At 66.5% G+C, this 15,412-nt stretch carries 16 protein-coding genes and 1 pseudogene; 8 read left to right on the forward strand and 9 right to left on the reverse strand.

Translation table 11 applies throughout. The annotated features are described in order from the left end of the window. Positions 1–2: 2 nt before the first annotated feature. Positions 3–119, forward strand: a pseudogene (locus AC1DP3_RS01935) (class 1b ribonucleoside-diphosphate reductase subunit beta); the annotation flags it as partial. Positions 120–350: 231 nt separating this feature from the next. Continuing rightward, positions 351–1,595, forward strand: a complete 1,245-nt coding sequence (locus AC1DP3_RS01940; protein WP_477290756.1) for a HupE/UreJ family protein — start codon at positions 351–353, stop codon at positions 1,593–1,595. A gap of 126 nt (positions 1,596–1,721) precedes the next feature. On the opposite strand, the gene AC1DP3_RS01945 is transcribed toward AC1DP3_RS01940, so the two are convergent. After that, positions 1,722–2,480 (reverse strand): hypothetical protein, encoded by a 759-nt coding sequence (locus tag AC1DP3_RS01945; protein ID WP_477290758.1) that lies wholly within the window; start codon positions 2,478–2,480, stop codon positions 1,722–1,724. 217 nt (positions 2,481–2,697) lie between these two features. Here AC1DP3_RS01945 and AC1DP3_RS01950 point away from each other — a divergent pair, with 217 nt between their 5' ends. Then, positions 2,698–4,416: a purple acid phosphatase family protein gene (locus tag AC1DP3_RS01950; RefSeq protein ID WP_477290760.1), complete on the forward strand. Its 1,719-nt coding sequence runs from the start codon at positions 2,698–2,700 to the stop codon at positions 4,414–4,416. Between the two features lie 363 nt (positions 4,417–4,779). Beyond that, positions 4,780–5,214, forward strand: a complete 435-nt coding sequence (locus tag AC1DP3_RS01955; RefSeq protein WP_477290762.1) for a hypothetical protein — start codon at positions 4,780–4,782, stop codon at positions 5,212–5,214. Positions 5,215–5,309: 95 nt separating this feature from the next. Here AC1DP3_RS01955 and AC1DP3_RS01960 read toward each other — a convergent pair whose 3' ends face one another. From AC1DP3_RS01960 to AC1DP3_RS01985, 6 genes are all read right to left on the reverse strand, one after another. Beyond that, positions 5,310–6,170, reverse strand: a complete 861-nt coding sequence (locus tag AC1DP3_RS01960; protein ID WP_477290764.1) for a hypothetical protein — start codon at positions 6,168–6,170, stop codon at positions 5,310–5,312. Positions 6,171–6,266: 96 nt separating this feature from the next. Beyond that, positions 6,267–7,067, reverse strand: coding sequence for a lysophospholipid acyltransferase family protein (locus AC1DP3_RS01965; protein ID WP_477290766.1), 801 nt, complete (start codon positions 7,065–7,067; stop codon positions 6,267–6,269). A gap of 53 nt (positions 7,068–7,120) precedes the next feature. Beyond that, a complete protein-coding gene (locus tag AC1DP3_RS01970) occupies positions 7,121–7,927 on the reverse strand; it encodes a lysostaphin resistance A-like protein (protein ID WP_477290768.1) in 807 nt (268 codons plus the stop codon). Positions 7,928–8,059: 132 nt separating this feature from the next. After that, positions 8,060–8,743: a phosphatase PAP2 family protein gene (locus AC1DP3_RS01975; RefSeq protein ID WP_477290770.1), complete on the reverse strand. Its 684-nt coding sequence runs from the start codon at positions 8,741–8,743 to the stop codon at positions 8,060–8,062. A gap of 73 nt (positions 8,744–8,816) precedes the next feature. Beyond that, a complete protein-coding gene (locus AC1DP3_RS01980; RefSeq protein ID WP_477290772.1) occupies positions 8,817–10,430 on the reverse strand; it encodes a phospholipase D family protein in 1,614 nt (537 codons plus the stop codon). A 181-nt stretch (positions 10,431–10,611) separates the two neighbouring features. Continuing rightward, on the reverse strand, positions 10,612–11,580 hold the full coding sequence (locus AC1DP3_RS01985) for a metallophosphoesterase (protein ID WP_477290774.1): 969 nt from the start codon (positions 11,578–11,580) through the stop codon (positions 10,612–10,614). Between the two features lie 370 nt (positions 11,581–11,950). Between AC1DP3_RS01985 and AC1DP3_RS01990 the strand changes: the two genes are divergently transcribed. Together AC1DP3_RS01990 and AC1DP3_RS01995 are read left to right on the forward strand one after the other, a co-directional pair. Beyond that, complete coding sequence (locus AC1DP3_RS01990; protein WP_477290776.1) at positions 11,951–12,157, forward strand: three-helix bundle dimerization domain-containing protein; 207 nt, start codon at positions 11,951–11,953, stop codon at positions 12,155–12,157. Between the two features lie 150 nt (positions 12,158–12,307). Further along, a complete protein-coding gene (locus AC1DP3_RS01995; protein ID WP_477290778.1) occupies positions 12,308–12,517 on the forward strand; it encodes a hypothetical protein in 210 nt (69 codons plus the stop codon). A gap of 208 nt (positions 12,518–12,725) precedes the next feature. Here AC1DP3_RS01995 and AC1DP3_RS02000 read toward each other — a convergent pair whose 3' ends face one another. Next, the gene (locus AC1DP3_RS02000; protein ID WP_477290780.1) at positions 12,726–13,070 is read right to left on the reverse strand and encodes a cupin domain-containing protein; all 345 of its coding nucleotides are present in this window, start codon (positions 13,068–13,070) and stop codon (positions 12,726–12,728) included. A 338-nt stretch (positions 13,071–13,408) separates the two neighbouring features. Here AC1DP3_RS02000 and AC1DP3_RS02005 point away from each other — a divergent pair, with 338 nt between their 5' ends. Beyond that, a complete protein-coding gene (locus AC1DP3_RS02005) occupies positions 13,409–13,660 on the forward strand; it encodes a hypothetical protein (RefSeq protein WP_477290782.1) in 252 nt (83 codons plus the stop codon). 215 nt (positions 13,661–13,875) lie between these two features. Here AC1DP3_RS02005 and AC1DP3_RS02010 read toward each other — a convergent pair whose 3' ends face one another. Further along, complete coding sequence (locus AC1DP3_RS02010) at positions 13,876–14,031, reverse strand: hypothetical protein (RefSeq protein ID WP_477290784.1); 156 nt, start codon at positions 14,029–14,031, stop codon at positions 13,876–13,878. Positions 14,032–14,300: 269 nt separating this feature from the next. Here AC1DP3_RS02010 and AC1DP3_RS02015 point away from each other — a divergent pair, with 269 nt between their 5' ends. After that, positions 14,301–15,044, forward strand: coding sequence for a phosphatase PAP2 family protein (locus AC1DP3_RS02015; protein ID WP_477290786.1), 744 nt, complete (start codon positions 14,301–14,303; stop codon positions 15,042–15,044). The last annotated feature ends 368 nt before the right edge of the window (positions 15,045–15,412 follow it).

The raw sequence follows: 15,412 nt of genomic DNA on the forward strand, positions 1-15,412 counted from the left end.
CCGCCATCCTGTCGGCGCTCTCCAACGCCGACGAGAACCACGACTTGTTCTCGGGGCCGGGCTCGTCGTCCCTGATCGGCAAGGCCGTCGCGACCGAGCACGACGACTGGAACTTCTAGGAGTTCTTCGCCTCACCCGGCCCTGATGGCTGACCGTACCGCCGGACTGCAGAGAACTGCAGGTTCGGAATCGCACGGGACGCGGTGGTCCGCCGTCGTCGCAATCTTCTGCCAGGGCGGACGGTGGGGGGCACGACGGCGCGCCTGAGATGCGGTTCGCCCGGTGTTCGTCTGGCGTCCGATTCCCGTTCAACTGGTTCGGCGACCATCGGCGTGCCCTGAAGGAGCCAGATGATCACCGTTCACCGCGGCCGCCGTTCCGCCTCCACTGGCGTCGTCACGTTCGGGCTCGCGATCGTCGCCCTCGCGGTCGCACTGCTCGCCGTGCTCGTCCCCGTCGCATCGGCCGACGCACACGGGTTCTCCAGCGTCGTGTACGTGGATGCCTCGAAGCCGGCGGGCGCGCCGAAGGGCGCGGTGCGCGCCACGATCGAACTTGAGTACGACCTTCTCGTCGTCTCCGTCGCCGACTTCGAGGATGTCCCGCAGTTCTTCGACGACGGCATGGACGTGTTTCAGACGGGCGACGAGGCATCCGCCCTGAACGCGTACGCCGACGACATCACGGCCTACGTGTCACAGCGCTTCGAGGTGACGGCCGGTGACAGGGCATGCACCTCCGACCGCAAGGGGAACCTTGATGCGACCCTGCGGAATGACGTCCCCTACGCGATAGTGACGCTCGACTTCACGTGCGACCCGGTCTCCGCGCACACGTTCCGCAGCTCGCTCTTCCCCGATGAGGAAGCGTATGTTCAGGGCACCGTCACGATCCTCGAGTACGACCTCGACGGGCAGGCCGGCAGCGCCACGCTCAACGCCGAGACCCCCGTGTTCAGCACCGAGGAGCCTGTGCTCGAGCGCTTCGGGCACTTCTTCGTACTCGGCGCCGAACACCTGCTGTTCGGCATCGACCACATCCTGTTCCTGCTCGCCCTGATCGTCGGCTCCCGTCGTCTGCGCGACATCGTGCTTGCGGCGACGGCCTTCACCGTCGCGCACTCCGTGACGTTCATCTTCGCCGCGCTCGGCTTCGTGACGGTCCCCGCCAGGATCGTCGAGCCGCTCATCGCCGCGTCGATCGCGGTCGTCGCCGTGTGGTACCTGTGGCGCGTCTGGCTCGAGCGCAGCAATCCGTCCGCGCTGCTCGCACCCCCGAACCGAAAAGGCCTGGACCGTTTGGACCTGGCGCGACTAGGCGTTGTGTTCGGCTTCGGACTCCTGCACGGGCTCGGCTTCGCCAGTGCGCTCGGCATCGACGAGCAGTTTTCCTGGCCCCTGCTCGGGTCGCTGCTGGTCTTCAACCTCGGCATCGAGGCGGTGCAGCTCTCGATCATCCTGGTCGTCTTCCCGCTGCTGATGCTGCTGCGAGGTCGCACGCCGCGTGCGGGGTTGCTCGTCGGCGTCGTCACGGCTGCCGGCGTTGCGCTGATGGGACTGATCTGGTTCGCGCAGCGGTTGTTCGGGCTCGGGTGAGGCGTCAGGCTGGTCGCTGAGACGAGCCGCGGATGCCGGGTCGAACCCTCGGAACTGGTGGATCACGGCATTCCAGCCCATGCTCGAGGAAGGCCGGTGCGACCGGCCCCCGCCACGAGGGGCCGGTCAGTAGCGATCCGCGGGGATGCGCACAATCAGCGAGGTGTAGCCACTGAGTACGGCGGCGGCCCCGGCTCGCAGCGCCGCGTATGCACGCGGCGCGGTCACCGCGGCCGGGTCGTAGTAGTCCGCCTCGGGGACTCCCTCGCCCAGGTAGACCGAACCCTCCCAGTCGGTGGCTGCGATGTTGCTTGTGGGCTCTGCCACCTCTGCCCCCAGCACGAGGAACTGCTGAGGGTTCTCACCGGCGTAGTTTGCGGACACGACCGCGACCGGGTCGACCAGCCCGTTGCCCGCCGTCACGATGATGTCGGCGCTCCCCGACATCGCCGCGCGATCGATTTCGTCGATGTGCGTGTGCGGGTCGTCCAGGTATCGCACGGTGAGGTCGACACGGTCCTCCTCGCGGGCCCATCGCTGCGCCGCATCCACGAGGATCTTCACCTGCGGGTCGCGAGCAGTGCTCTCATCTCCGCCCTCTGCAAGCACCAGCACCCGGTAGCCGGCTGGCGGGCGCACGTCGGACCACGTCTCAGGATCCGGCTCGACCACCTGGCCGCTGTAGTACGTGTCGACGTCCGGAGCATGGAAACCCTCCGCCAGACCGCCTGTCGCGTGCGACCCCGGGAGAGCCGACACCGCCTCCGCGTCGTCGTTCTCGGTAGACAGAAGGAGCCATGCGCCCGTGACCACTGCCGCTCCTACGAGCGCGAGCATGAACATCACGGCGGGGCGGCGGGCGCCTCGGGGGGTCAGCACGGGCACTGAGCAGATCCATTCGTCAGGGGATGCGGTTCGCAGGGTATACAGGGGCGCCGCCATGGGCGCCCCGGAGTCCAAGCTACGCGGCGGGAAAGCGGAGAGCCGGAAACATCGCCCGTCGGACACCTGCACAGGGCCAAGAGTTCACTCGGCCGTTGCCCGGTCCTGCGAGCTTCGACGTGTTCGCCTATTCACTCGACCCCTAAAAGGATCCGAACAGATGAAGAAGAATATCTCGCGCAGCAAAGCGGTCGCCCGTGTCGCGCTGATCGCCCTCTGCGTCAGCGCCGTCTCCGGCGGCGTCTTCGCGACTCAGTCGGCGATTGCTGCCGACACGCCCGTCACGATCAAGACCATCGTCCTCGGCGTCGGCGCCGACGACCACTCGCGATACGTCACCTGGTACGCGGACCGGAATACGCCCTCGGTCGTCCAGCTGGAGAAGACGAAGGAGTTGAACGGCGGTGCGTTCGACGAGGACGCCGTGAGCGTCCCCGCCGACATCATCGCCACCACCGGCACCTCGTCCGGCGACGTCGCCCGCTCGCCCTTCCGCGGCAGCGCCCTGCTCCAGGACTTCGACGCGAACTCGGAGTACTCCTACCGCGTGCTGGCCTCCGACGGCACCGCCTCCCCGACTTACACCTTCAAGACCAGCTCGTTCGGAGTGGGCAGGGGATTCACCTTCGCCGCCTTCGGGGACCCGCAGATCGGTGCAGAGTCGAGCAACAACCGCGAGTCGGTCTCCGCCGACATGAAGGAAGACGCCGCCGGCTGGGTGGACACCCTGAACGTCCTCCAGAAGGATGCCGCCAACGACGGCCTGCCGCTCGAACTGCTCACGTCCACCGGCGACCAGATCGAGACGGCCAACGTCGAGTCGCAGTGGGACGCGTGGTTCCAGCCGGAACAGCTGCGCAGCATCCCGTACGCCGCCGCCATCGGAAATCACGACTCGTCCGACCTCGGCTACCGGTATCACTTCACGCCGCCGAACAACGACGTGACCACTCCCGACCTGCAGACGGCCGCGGGAGGCGACTACTGGTACACCTACAAGGGCGTGCTCTTCGTCGTGATCAACTCCAACGCGCAGTCGACAACCAAGAACCCGGCGCACATCGACTTCGTCCGCAAGGCAGTCGAGGCCAACCCGAACGCCATGTGGAAGGTTGTCTCGTACCACCACTCGATCTACTCGCCGGCATCGCACGCCAATGACGCTGACGCCGTCGGACGCCGCCCATCGTTCACTCAGGGCTTCTCCGACCTCGGCATCAACTTGGTGCTGCAGGGTCACGACCACTCGTACTCGCGCTCGTACGTGCTGCGCAATGGCGGCGCGGGAGCCGAGCGGCAGAACGAAGCCGAGCAGGCTGGCGCGGACTCGGTGTTCGAGGGCCCGGGCGGCGTCGTCTACGTGACCACGAACTCCGCATCGGGTTCGAAGTACTACGGCCTCACGGAGCCGCGCGTCGGCACCACCAGCGACGCCACCCTGAACGGTCGGTACGACCTCGAAACCATGCCGTATGCCGCCGCAGGCGCAAACCCGGCAAACGGCACCCCGGCTGGCACGCACGCGCTTCACTGGGCGAACTCCGTGGAGAACCAGGACAACGTGCGAACGTACCTGAAGGTGGAAGTCACGTCGAAGTCGCTGACGGTGTCGAACGTGGTCGCGGGTGTCTGCGACTACCCGAACAAGGCGACCACCCAGGGCCGCGAAACGTGGTGCGGCGCCCAGCAGGGGGCCAGCACGCTCGTCGACACGGACGGCAACGGTGTCTACAACGCGAACCAGCCGGCTTCGGGTGCGCCCGCGCAGCCGACCAACGCCACCGCCGACAAGTTCGTCACCTCCACCGGCGTGGACACCATCGGCACTGTGCAGGACTCTGTGGTCATCACCCGCGATCCCTCCGCCAAGAAGGGCTGAGCGGCCGGTTTCTCCACGAGGGGGCGTCTCCGCACTGCGGGGCGCCCCCTTTCGCCGTCCGTCCGGTCCATCTCGCAGACTATTGGGGTTGCTCGCGGCCCCCCTTGTTGCGGTGACGCTCCCACTCCATACTGGCGCCAGGCGCGCAACGTGTCGCGTCGCGGGGTGCTGGTTTTGGGGATCGGTCATACGCACACATTGGGACCTTGTCGTGTGCGCTGTGATTGCCGGCGAGCCTCGCTGATGAGTCTTCGTGGTCCCGTCCCGAAAGGAAGACAATGAAGATCAGGATGGGCGGCAGGCACGGGGTTGGGGCGTGTCTGATCATCACTGCGGCCGTAGTACTAGCCGGGTGTACCGGCAGTGCGGTGCCCGAGGCCACGCCTGCAGCCGAGCCTGCTCGACGATGGCGAGCCTGACGATGGCAGCTGGTCCTATGCATCCGGTGACGGTGACTGCACGGCCGATTTCCAGCAGTCGCGGCTGGAGGAAGACAGCGCGACCCCCGGTGATCGGGAGGCCAGCGACGCGCTCGTTGCGCTGTGGTCCGAAGACCCCGACGGCTTTGCTCCCGAGGATGCGGTCGACCAGGGGTTCGCGCTCGGTGTGCCCGGCAACGACCTGGTCGCCATGCGACTCATCGAAGGGTCAGCGTCCGGAGGTAGATCGGTCACGGCCGCTCGGGCGTTCACTGGTCCACTTCTCGGATTGGCGATCACCGTCACCTGCTCGACCGGTGATCCGTTGAACGCACTGGAACTGCTGGCCGCGAAGTCCGCCATCCAAGTGATCCCGTAACAGCGTTCAGGGGCTGACGCCCCTGAATGAGTCGCGCCTACTCGTTCGCCGTCCTGCCTAACGCCGAACCGCAGAGGAGGGCGGGGGAGAGGGGCTCATCCGCTGTCGGTGATCTCCATGGTCATGTAGGCCCCGCCGCCCCAACCGAAAGTCACCTGCTGAGCGCGTGTCATGTCCGGGGGCCGCTGATGTTCGGTGAGCGTGTCGTAGGCGAGCGACACCCTGAGCCGCCGGTCGGCGGTGGTCTCGAGAGGAATGCACTGCGCTTCGGTCGCGGCGCCGTTGGTCAACAGCAGGCAGTTCTTCTGTCCTTGCCCATTCCATGCCCCGCCGACCCAGAGCGCCCATCCGTAGTAGATGCCGAGCGGCTGCCGCCAGGTCGTCACGCCATTGGCGAGGAACACGGGTGCATCGGGCTGCGAGGGGACGTCGATGAACTCGCCGGTCACGCTGTCGATGATCAGGCGGATGGTCACGGGATCGCTCGCGGTGAGATCGGCCGCGGCATGCCGTGCCGTCGGAGATGCGGTCGTGGCACCCGTGCCGGTCGGGTCCCACGCCGTCTGCAACCCGCGCGCGGCGCCGAGGGCCGCCGCGAGCACCGCGACCGAGGTGAGGAGGCCGACGATCAGACGGCGGCGGGACGAGGGTCGTCCCGGGTTCGGCCCGTCGGCCGGCGGGCCTGCAGGCGTGACGGGATCGGATGTCACACCTGGGTGAGTGACGGGATCGGATGGCAGCCCCGGCTGAGTGAGGCGATCGGATGCCGGGGCCTCGGCCCGTGGGGCGCCCGCCGTCTGCGACGGCGCGAGCGCGGCCTCAAGCCGGCCTGCGAGGGCGAGCTGCTCGAGCTCGGCGAGACGCTCCAGCGCAACCCAGTCGCCGGTGATGTCGGCGTCCCGGCTGTACGCGCGCCGACGCAGTTCGACCAGTTCGGCCAGGGCAGAGGCATCCATCGTCAGCCGATCCTGCCCGCGCCCGCGCCCGGGTCTGCCCGTCTGTGAGCTCGCACGCTGTCACGCTACGCCCCGACAGGGGCTGCAGGGCTCGCTTCATGCGTTCTCTGGCCCACCCCGTTCGGCCGACCTTCGCCGCTGGCGCTCCGCCTCTGCGACGGCTGCCTCGGCGGGACTCGGTGCCGCGCCGCCGAGATGGGCTGGTTGCCACCACTGACCCTCCCCGGATCTGGGGTAGTTTGCCTGTGCTTCGTCCAGGAGTGCTTGCAGCTCCGATCGCAGCACAGCTGTCTTCGCTGCGGATTCCTTGGACGAACTCACTTCCATCGGGACGCCTATCGCAACGCGGATCGGAGCTTGGAAGGCCTCGCGGAGCCGGGGTCGATGATTCTTGGTTCGCAGGAACTGGCCACCCCAGACCACGACGGGGATCAGGGGTACGCCCGCGGCGCCAGCCATGCGCGCCGCCCCTGTCTTGAGGTCGCGCACAGTGAATGAGGCGCTGACGCCTGCTTCAGGGAAGACTCCGACGAGTTCCCCTTCCTGCAGCGCCCGAACCGCCTGGGTGTAGGCGTCGTAACCGGCCCTCATATCCACGGGGATGTGCCGCATCTGACGCAGAAGCCAGCCGACCACGGGTTTGTCGGCGGCCCGTCTGGTCACCAGAAACCGGATCCGGCGTCGGGTTCGCAACCAGGTGATCCACTCGGCTAAGGCGAAATCCATGTAGCCGAAGTGTGTGATCGCCAGCACGGCCGGACCCGATGCGGGGATCGACTCCACGCCCGACATCGTGGGCCGCAGGCGGAGGATCCCGCCGAAGAAGAATCGCCCGACACCGATCGCCAGGGAGTAGATCGGCTCATAGCGTCGCTTCGGACTGGTTGCTTCACGCATCCCTCGAGTATTTCGCGTCCGCCCATGAACGAACAGAGTCGCTTGCGTTCCGGTCAATCCGGGTAGGGGCTCGGCTGGACTCGGCCGCGAATGAAGAAGACCAGCACGAGGCCAGCGAAGATGACGGCGATGTTGCCGAGTCCGGCGACGGCGGCGAGGGGGCCGGCAGTGGGGAAGGTGGACTGCAGGAAGATGCTCGGGTCGGTGCTCGCGTGAAGCAGGATCGGCGCGATCAGTGTTCGAGTGACGCGGAGCGCGAGATACATGCAGATGCCGAAGAAGAAGGTGTAGACCAACTGCAGCAGGGTCGGCAGGATGGCCTGCCCGGTGAGCAGATTGCTCGCGTGCAGCAGGGCGAACAGCGCGGCCGAGACGAGTGCCACGACGATCTCAGGATGTCCCGCCTTCCTCATGATGCGAACGACGTAGCCGCGGGTGAGGACCTCTTCGGCGAATCCGATGAACAGGCCGGCGAGGAGCCAGGTCAGCACATACTCGATGCCCGCTGCGGGGTAGTCGATCGTCACGAACCGCAGGAGGTTGAAGACGAGCACCACCGCAACGGCGATCCACATCCACCCCCGACCGCCGATCGGCTGCGGTCGGAACAGGTCTCTCAGCCACCCCACTGATGCTCCGAACGCGACCAGGATCACCCCACCGAGGAAGATCGGCACGACATAAAGCACGAAGACGTAGGACGCCGAGTCCGGGTCGCTGGCCGCGGAGATGAACGGCAGCATGAGAAATGATGCGAGGTTGTAGAGGACCAGGTAGGCGGCAGCAAGGATCAGTGCTTTCCACCAACGCGCCCGATTCCAGAACCTGGTCCAGCCCGACTCTTCCTTGACACCGTGCACGGGCCACCTCCGGATGAGGCCTGCGCGAGCAGGCGGATGTCATTCGACGGTACTAGGCCGAGGGTCGCGATCGGACCCGATCGCTAGACCTGCGAGACCTGCGAGACCGTGGGGTGGGCGCCTCATGCCCGCCTATGACGAGATCAGTTCCCGCCGCACGACAGCGGCGCTCCACCGTCCCAGGATGGCGCCTGCGACGGTGTCTGAGATGTGGTGCTGGCCCCGGTATATCCGCGAGAACGCGATCGCTCCAGGTATCCCGTACCGAAGGAGGGGGCCGAGGAGTCTCGTGCCACCGGCGCCGTGGCTGTCGAGCAGGTCCGCGAGCGTGCCGTGGAGCGCGAAGGCTGCCGCCGTGTGCCCGGAGGGGAACGATGACGTCGCGTGCGGCTGCTCCGGGCGCCACACCCCCTCGGGTCGTGGCCGTCCCACGAACGCGGCGGATGCGACGAAGCACGCGGTCTCGAGGGCGAGCACCGCCGCAGGGGCGACCGCCGAGCGCCGGTCGCGTGTCAGCACCCAGGTGATGCCGCACCAGATCGCCCCGTTCGCGATGGTCTGCGGCACTCCGGAGTACCACGAGAGCGGCTCGGTGACCCGGTCGATCGGCTCGCGAGGCACAGTGGCGTCGGCGCGGTCAGACGCGACGGCGGCATCGCCGTCGTCCGGCCGGTGGCCGAACGCATCCTGGAGCGCACGCACGGCCCGGTCCTCGGGCGGGTCGTCGCCGCCGAGGAGCCGCATCGCCCGCCCTGCCGAGGCGAACACGGCGATCACAGCGAGCCCCGGCAGGACCACGGTTCGGAGCAAGGGCATGCCCGCATCGTAGTGGCGCTGCGCTGACGGGCGCTCTCAGACCAGAAGCGGGCTGCGAGTAATCGTCGCCGGTTCAGAACACCGGGGTGCCTCTCGAACGACGGGGCCGGGCATCCGGATCTATGATCAGGCGATTGAGCGGCGCCGCCCATAGTCGTTGAGCTCGCGAAACCGGTTGGATGCTGTGACGCCGCACTTGTCCGATGGGTCTCGCGGAGCGGCGGTCGCCGGCGTGCCATCGATCGAGCCCGTCCGCAGTGGAGTTCCAGAGCGCGAGCCCCGAGCGGGTGTCGAGCAGCCGAGGGTCGTCCGCCGCGAGGCCCAGGTGCTCAGACCAGAGTTGCAGGCGCAGGTCGTGGGCGACTCCACGCCTCGGCCCCTCGTCGGTTCCGGCTTCGTGCGCGCCGGTGCTTTCGGCGGTGGTGTCGAGCACGGCGCAGGTGAGCTCGCTGTCCGACGTCCATGAGCGCCGGTTGAAGTTGTCCGACCCGCAGGTGAACCAGGTGTCGTCCACGATGCAGACCTTGGCATGGACGTAGATCGGAGTGCCGACGGCGTTCTCCAGGTCGAACACGCCGACTCGGTCGGGTGCGGCGCGCCGCAGCATCGATACGGCCCGCAGCTGACCCAGCCGCATCGGCGGTCCGGTGAGGGGCCCGTCCGCGTCCGGGTATCGCGGCAGCACCACGATCACCTGCAGCCGAGGGTTGGCGATGAGGGCGTCGGCGATTCCGGCGGCGACCTCGGTGGACCACAGGTACTGGTCCTCGATGTAGATGAACGAGCGGGCCTTGGCGAACGCTTTTGCGTAGGCCCGCGCGACGGTGCGCTCGCCCGTGGGGGCGAAGGGGAATGGCGGCCGTTTGGGCCCGTAGGTTCGCAGCAGCTGAACTGCGTGGGGACCCGTGGGAGGCGGTGGCGGTGCGGCTTCGGGAAGCGGTTTGGGGTGACGAGGCATGTCCGCGAGTCGTTGCAGAAGCATGCGATAGGGAGTGCGGTGATCCAGTGGATGGGGGTCGTTCCAGCGCTCGGCGAACACCTCGAGAAGTTCGGCGACCACGGGGCCCCGCAGTTCAAGGGTGGCGTCGTGCCACGGCGGCTGAGTGCCGTAGCGCCGGTTCATCGACAGCGCCTGCGGGTCTCCCGCATGATGTGCGTCGTCGCGGCGGCTGTGCGAGAGGTCGATCCCGCCGACGAACGCAACGTCCCGCGAGGGGTCATCGCGGCGGCGGATGACGAAGAACTTCTGGTGATGCGATCCGAACAGACGCACCCGCTGATCCAGCAGGACCTCCCCTCCCGCATCGTTCACGAGGCGGCCGAGGAGGACATTCGAACGGCCACTGATCGGCGCAGACACCCGCTCACCATGGGATCGCCAGATCAGACCACGGATCTCTACGCCGGCACGAGCCAGCCCGGCGAGGAGTTCGCCGATCGACGGCCCGTCTGGCAGAAGCCGCTCATCGGCATCGCCGCGCCAGTCGGTGAACCACACGCGGTCTCCCGGCCCCAGGTCCGACAGCTCGTTGTGAAGCCGCTCAAAATAGGCAGCCCCGTGCACGAGCGGGCGCACCAGATTGCCCTCCGACCACGGCGCGGCACCCGCACCACCCCCATGCACCGCAGTGTGCGGATTCGCCCATTCGGCACGGTTCAGGAACCACTCGCCGACACCGTTGTCCACGTCACGCACTCTACGTCATCGCCAGCCGGCCGCCCGATGCGACTGACCGCCTGTGGGTGGGCGCCAGTACACGAAGCTCGCCGCGGTCACCTACGCCCTCGCTCCTCCACGACGGCCATCGATGGAGGCGGGTATTCGAGATCACCGGTTGGACGCTGATGACAGCAGGCGAATCGTCGCATCATTCGATGACGGGCACGCGCTCCCAAGTGAAGAGCTCGCCCTGAACCGGGTTGATCGTGAGACGCAAGTACTCGAAGGGCAACGTCTCTCCGTGCACGACGATGCGCGTGAAGTTGTCCAGTGCCAGCGGATTGTCGGCGAGAAAGGTGTGCGAGTCACCCTGCAGCAGGAGGACTTCTCCGTCGAAAACGGCTGTGCGAGTCCTGATCCGGTCGACGATGGCCTGTTGTGCGCTGCTCGGGAGGGGGGACCAGGTGTCAGCCTGCATCGCGAGCACCACCCCGCGAAGGCCCCGCTGCTCCGCCGCGTCGAACGTCTCATCGACCCAGTGGATCGCGGCAGCGATCCGCGCGTCCACCTCCCGCGTCTGTTCCACCGTTGGGACGGTGTTCCCGATGCCGGTCCACGCGCTCAGGCCGTTGTTGCTGCCGATGACGTGAAGCGTGGCGAATGCCACTCGCGACTCGATCCACCGGACGTTCTCGATCATCTCGGACTGATAGTCCACCGTCGCCGGCCGGCCGCCGAGCAAAGAACCGGGGGCAGCGAAGAACGTCGCCCGCACCGCGGCAAGGCGCTCCAGTGGGTTGTAGCCGCCATTGTTCACGCGGTGACAGTCCGTCCACTCGTTGTCGCCCGGCGTGTAGACCACGGGGTCCTTGAACGACTCGAAGGTGGCCAACGCGGCGGCGAAGCGCTCGTCGGTGCACGTCGTGCTGCCGCTCTTGATGTCGCCCAGGTGAATGGCAAGCCGCACATGGGGGTCCGAGTTGATCGCTTCAACCAGTTGACCGACGGATGCTTCCTGCTCGAGGCCGTACGGGACATCACCTATCACGGCGACGGTCACGGGGTTCGCTGAGTTGTCCCCGGCGTTCTCGCGGCCTGCGGCGTGCGCCCCCGATGCGCCAGCGAGCATAAGCGCCGCCAGCGCGGCGACGACGGTGAACCTGTGCAGAGGTGACATCATGGCGGCCTCTCATCGACCCGACGCCGACCAGGTGTCGGCTTCCCGATTGCACCAGCGCTGAGTGGCGCGTAGTTGAACGCGGAGGGAATGGTCGCGAAGCCGGTCATGAAGTTGTACGAGGGGCTCCAGACCATCCGGCCGTGACGCTGACCCCGGGAAGGAACGTCGCCGCATGCAGCGGTGCGAAAGGAGCGTACTGGTGGCGATGAAACGGGTTTCCATGTCGCCACTTGTCGGAGGTGGAGAGCGCACGAGCCACCATCAAGAACTCACTTCTGAGGCCGCTCCCGCCTAGGCCGCGGGCAGCCCGCGGTGGGGCCTGGGAAAGCGATAACCTTGCTCAAACCCCCGCCTGAAAGACCCGAACATGTCCCACGAATCACCCGACGCCGAACTGATCATCTCTGAGATCGTTGAACGCCTCGCCGCCCAGTTTGCGGACTATCCGACACCGAAGATCCGCGAAGTCGTCGCGCAGAGCTACACCGAATTCGATGGTGTGCGTGTGCGCGACTTCGTTGAAGTCCTCGTGGAGAAGCAGGCCAGGAACCAACTGAAGCAGCTCGTCCGCTGAAGCAGCTCGTCCGCTGAGGCAGCGGCGCCTCCCTCACGGGGATTGGCCTTGTCATCTGCGCGTCTCACACCCTTAACAGTGGTGTCGTAGCATCACAGCGAAGACACGACCGCTCTGTGAGCGTGCAGACCTGTGAAGAGGTGGAGCAGCGTGACCGTACCAGGGTATGAAGTCAGCGTCTGGGAGCGGTACGCCACCGAATTCGCTCTTGCGTTCGCCGACAATCCCACCCGCATCCGCGCGGTGCGGGAAGCCTACGTCGTGCACCAATTCGATGTCGACTTGATAGCCCAGCTCAGCGGCTTCCCGGTCTGGCGGATCCGCCAGGCGATAGCCGACCGGCGCCCACCAGCAGACTGAAGAGCTCTCTCGAGGCGGGCGCGCTCGCGGTGGATCCGCAAACAGGTATTGCGCGGAGGGGACTCGTTTGCGGGCATTCCGAGGCTCGGTTGCTTCCCCGTTCGAGTGTCGGCTTGCGTTGGGGGAGTGCTGAAATCATCCATGGGCCTCGCGTCGCCCTACCGCAACTACGCCACATGATTCGGATCCCTCTGTGGGCAGGGCCTGGTCAGGTGCTGGGCCCCAAGACGTTGCCGTCGACGATGCCCGCGGCGTCTCCCTTCAGTTCGACGAAGATCGTATGCGTCGTCGACCGGCCAATGTTCTCGCCCGCGTGGCGTTGAGCCGGGAGCCACATCGCCTGATTCGCGGCGATGTCTACTTGGCGTTCTCCAGCATCGGTACGCAGTCGCCGCTGGAAGCCCGTGAGCGTCACCATCACGCTGTTCGGATGCACATGAGGGGTTGTGCTTTCACCGGGCTCGTCGCTGTACTCCAAGACACGAACGAACTCGTTCTCAAAAAGCGTGCGGTAGTGCGCCGGGTTGGTTGTCACCGGATCTTCCTCGACCATGGTCGGGAGAATACTCCGCAGCTCTTTCGGAACCGATCCCGCTGCCGGCAATGCCCGAATCGGGAACCATCATGGGCATTCGATCAGGACCCGTGGGCGAGCGACCGGCTTCGCCAGCCTCCGGGATCCTCGAGCCTCACCGCCGGACACAACCCCCTCCGCTATCCGAGACTCTCGGGATGACCCCGTGACTGGGCCGTTGCTTGCCGATGTGGGCGGGGGCGGCAGCGGAAGCATGATGCCATCCCAGGGGCGAAACATTTGGTGCGCGGCTCTCGCCGGCCTTGAGAAGCGCCCGATGGATTTCTAGAATCACGCAGCGAAGGGAGCGATCCGACATGGATGGACCAGATCTTCTCGCAGCGCGACTTCTCCGCGCGATGGTCGCCGACGACGTCGACGCCGTCAGTCATCTCGTCGTCGAAATCGAAGACAGCCGCTACGCCGGCCTTGTCGCCACAGGACTCGCGCAGTCCTACATCAGCGAAGTGCTGAAGACGGCCAGACGCGAACCACTCCTGCGTGCGCTCGAAGCGCGCATTCTCGAGTTGACGACCGCCGCGGAGGAAACGAACGACAAGTCGGCCTGATCACCACTCGAGCACTTCGTTCCGCCCTGTTGGGTATTGTCCGGAGCGGCCCCCGCGCGGCTGGGTCGCACGCCGGCCGTCGCTCGACCCGATCGAGACAACTCTCCCTGGATCGCCAGCGCCATCCCCGGTTGCCGGGTAAAGGTCCTCACGGTGGCGGGGGAGGGAGCTGTCCGGTTGGGAGCAGTCGGATGGTGAGGGGTTCAGCGCTTCGCTCACACGCCGATCGCTTCGCCGTTCGGATCGGGTTCGGCCGTGGCATCCTTCTTCGGTTGCTCGCCGGGATCCTTGTCAGAGCTGGGCTCTTGCACCTGCGCGGGCCACGGGATCTCGGTCTCTTCGTGCGCCTCTTCGGGTGAGTTGGTCGACATGGCCTCTCCTTCTCCCGGATCGTCTCGACTGCCCCTTCTGGATCGTCCGAGCGTCCCTCAGAGATGGTGTTGCGCCAAAGGGGTTGACGACCAGCAATCGTGTCCCGTTCACGCGGGATGGATCGCTCCGCACTGATCCGCGAAAGAGGACATCTTCTTGCCTGCGGGACGATGGGCCCTGACTGCGTCGCGGAACGGGGACGTCGTGCGTTGGACCGTCGTCGGTGTTCGTGGGCCCTCCCCGCGACTGTTGAACGTACTATCGGCAGATGGATGACGAAGACGTCTCGGATCTGGTCGAGGGCCCCGCGCCCGCACCGGTGAAGATCGCCCGGCTGTGGTGGGTGGTCTCAGCGGCGGCGGCGCTGCTGCTGGTCGTGCTGCTCGGCGCGGTGATCTTCTATCGCCAGGCGGACAAGCCGTTCGGTTTCGAGGTGGAGTGGATGGGAGAACTGGTCGAGGCTCGTCTCCCGGTGTTCACGTTCCTCGCGCTCGTGTTGAACTGGGTCGGCGGCGGAATCAGTGGGATCGCGATTGTTCCGCTCGTCATCATCGCCGGCTTGCTCATCTGGCGAAGACCGTGGGCGGCGCTCTATTTCGTCTGTGCCACGATCGCGAGCGCGCTGGTGGTCCTGGTCATGAAGAACCTCATTGGTCGTCCGCGTCCGACCGATATCCTCGTCACGGCCGACGTCGGCTCTTTCCCGTCGGGCCACAGCGCGAATGCAGCGCTCATCGCCACGACGCTGGGAATCATCTTCTGGCGCACGTGGGTGTGGGTGGTGGGAGCCGCGTACACACTGCTGATGATGCTGAGCCGCACCTACCTCGGGGCGCATTGGATCTCCGACACGGTCGGTGGGATGCTCGTCGGCGTCGGTCTTGCGGTGATCATCTGGGCCCCATTTGCGTTTGTGCTTTATCGGGAGCGACGCAAACCGCACCCGCCGATCTGGGTGAAGGTTCCGAGCCCCGCAGCGGCGATCGATCAGTCCGGAGAAGGCTCGCACTGACACACGGCCGGCCATGCGCCCGTAAGAAGTGAGGAGCAATGGCCGGCGCGAAGGGGGTACGACAATTTCTCACCGCCCGCAGCGGTTGCACCATGCTCGAGCTGGGCTTCGTCGCGATGCGTCTCGTGATCAGACATGACAGCGGTCGTCGGCGAGCAGGTTCGGGGGACGCGGCGCTCAGCTCGAATGCTGGTCGATGATCGGGCTCAGGCCAGCTTCGCGCGGTCGCGCGTCATCGGTCTGCGGCCGTCGGCGGCGCTGCATCGCGGGAGACATCACCTGGCCGTCCCTGCCCGCGCTCAGTTTTATGCAGAACTGGTGCTGGTGGACGCGGACTATTCGTCTGCGCGAGGGAATCTTGAATCAGT

The organism is Microbacterium sp. P5_B6 (assembly GCF_056400345.1).

What these genes read in the sequence shown, in the direction of transcription:
- AC1DP3_RS01940 (WP_477290756.1), top strand. Translation starts at nt 351, where the DNA reads ATGATCACCGTTCACCGCGGCCGCCGTTCCGCCTCCACTGGCGTCGTC.
- AC1DP3_RS01950 (WP_477290760.1), top strand. Translation starts at nt 2,698, where the DNA reads ATGAAGAAGAATATCTCGCGCAGCAAAGCGGTCGCCCGTGTCGCGCTG.
- AC1DP3_RS01960 (WP_477290764.1), bottom strand. Translation starts at nt 6,170, where the DNA reads ATGGATGCCTCTGCCCTGGCCGAACTGGTCGAACTGCGTCGGCGCGCG.
- AC1DP3_RS01965 (WP_477290766.1), bottom strand. Translation starts at nt 7,067, where the DNA reads ATGCGTGAAGCAACCAGTCCGAAGCGACGCTATGAGCCGATCTACTCC.
- AC1DP3_RS01975 (WP_477290770.1), bottom strand. Translation starts at nt 8,743, where the DNA reads ATGCCCTTGCTCCGAACCGTGGTCCTGCCGGGGCTCGCTGTGATCGCC.
- AC1DP3_RS01985 (WP_477290774.1), bottom strand. Translation starts at nt 11,580, where the DNA reads ATGTCACCTCTGCACAGGTTCACCGTCGTCGCCGCGCTGGCGGCGCTT.
- AC1DP3_RS01990 (WP_477290776.1), top strand. Translation starts at nt 11,951, where the DNA reads ATGTCCCACGAATCACCCGACGCCGAACTGATCATCTCTGAGATCGTT.
- AC1DP3_RS02000 (WP_477290780.1), bottom strand. Translation starts at nt 13,070, where the DNA reads ATGGTCGAGGAAGATCCGGTGACAACCAACCCGGCGCACTACCGCACG.
- AC1DP3_RS02005 (WP_477290782.1), top strand. Translation starts at nt 13,409, where the DNA reads ATGGATGGACCAGATCTTCTCGCAGCGCGACTTCTCCGCGCGATGGTC.
- AC1DP3_RS02010 (WP_477290784.1), bottom strand. Translation starts at nt 14,031, where the DNA reads ATGTCGACCAACTCACCCGAAGAGGCGCACGAAGAGACCGAGATCCCG.
- AC1DP3_RS02015 (WP_477290786.1), top strand. Translation starts at nt 14,301, where the DNA reads ATGGATGACGAAGACGTCTCGGATCTGGTCGAGGGCCCCGCGCCCGCA.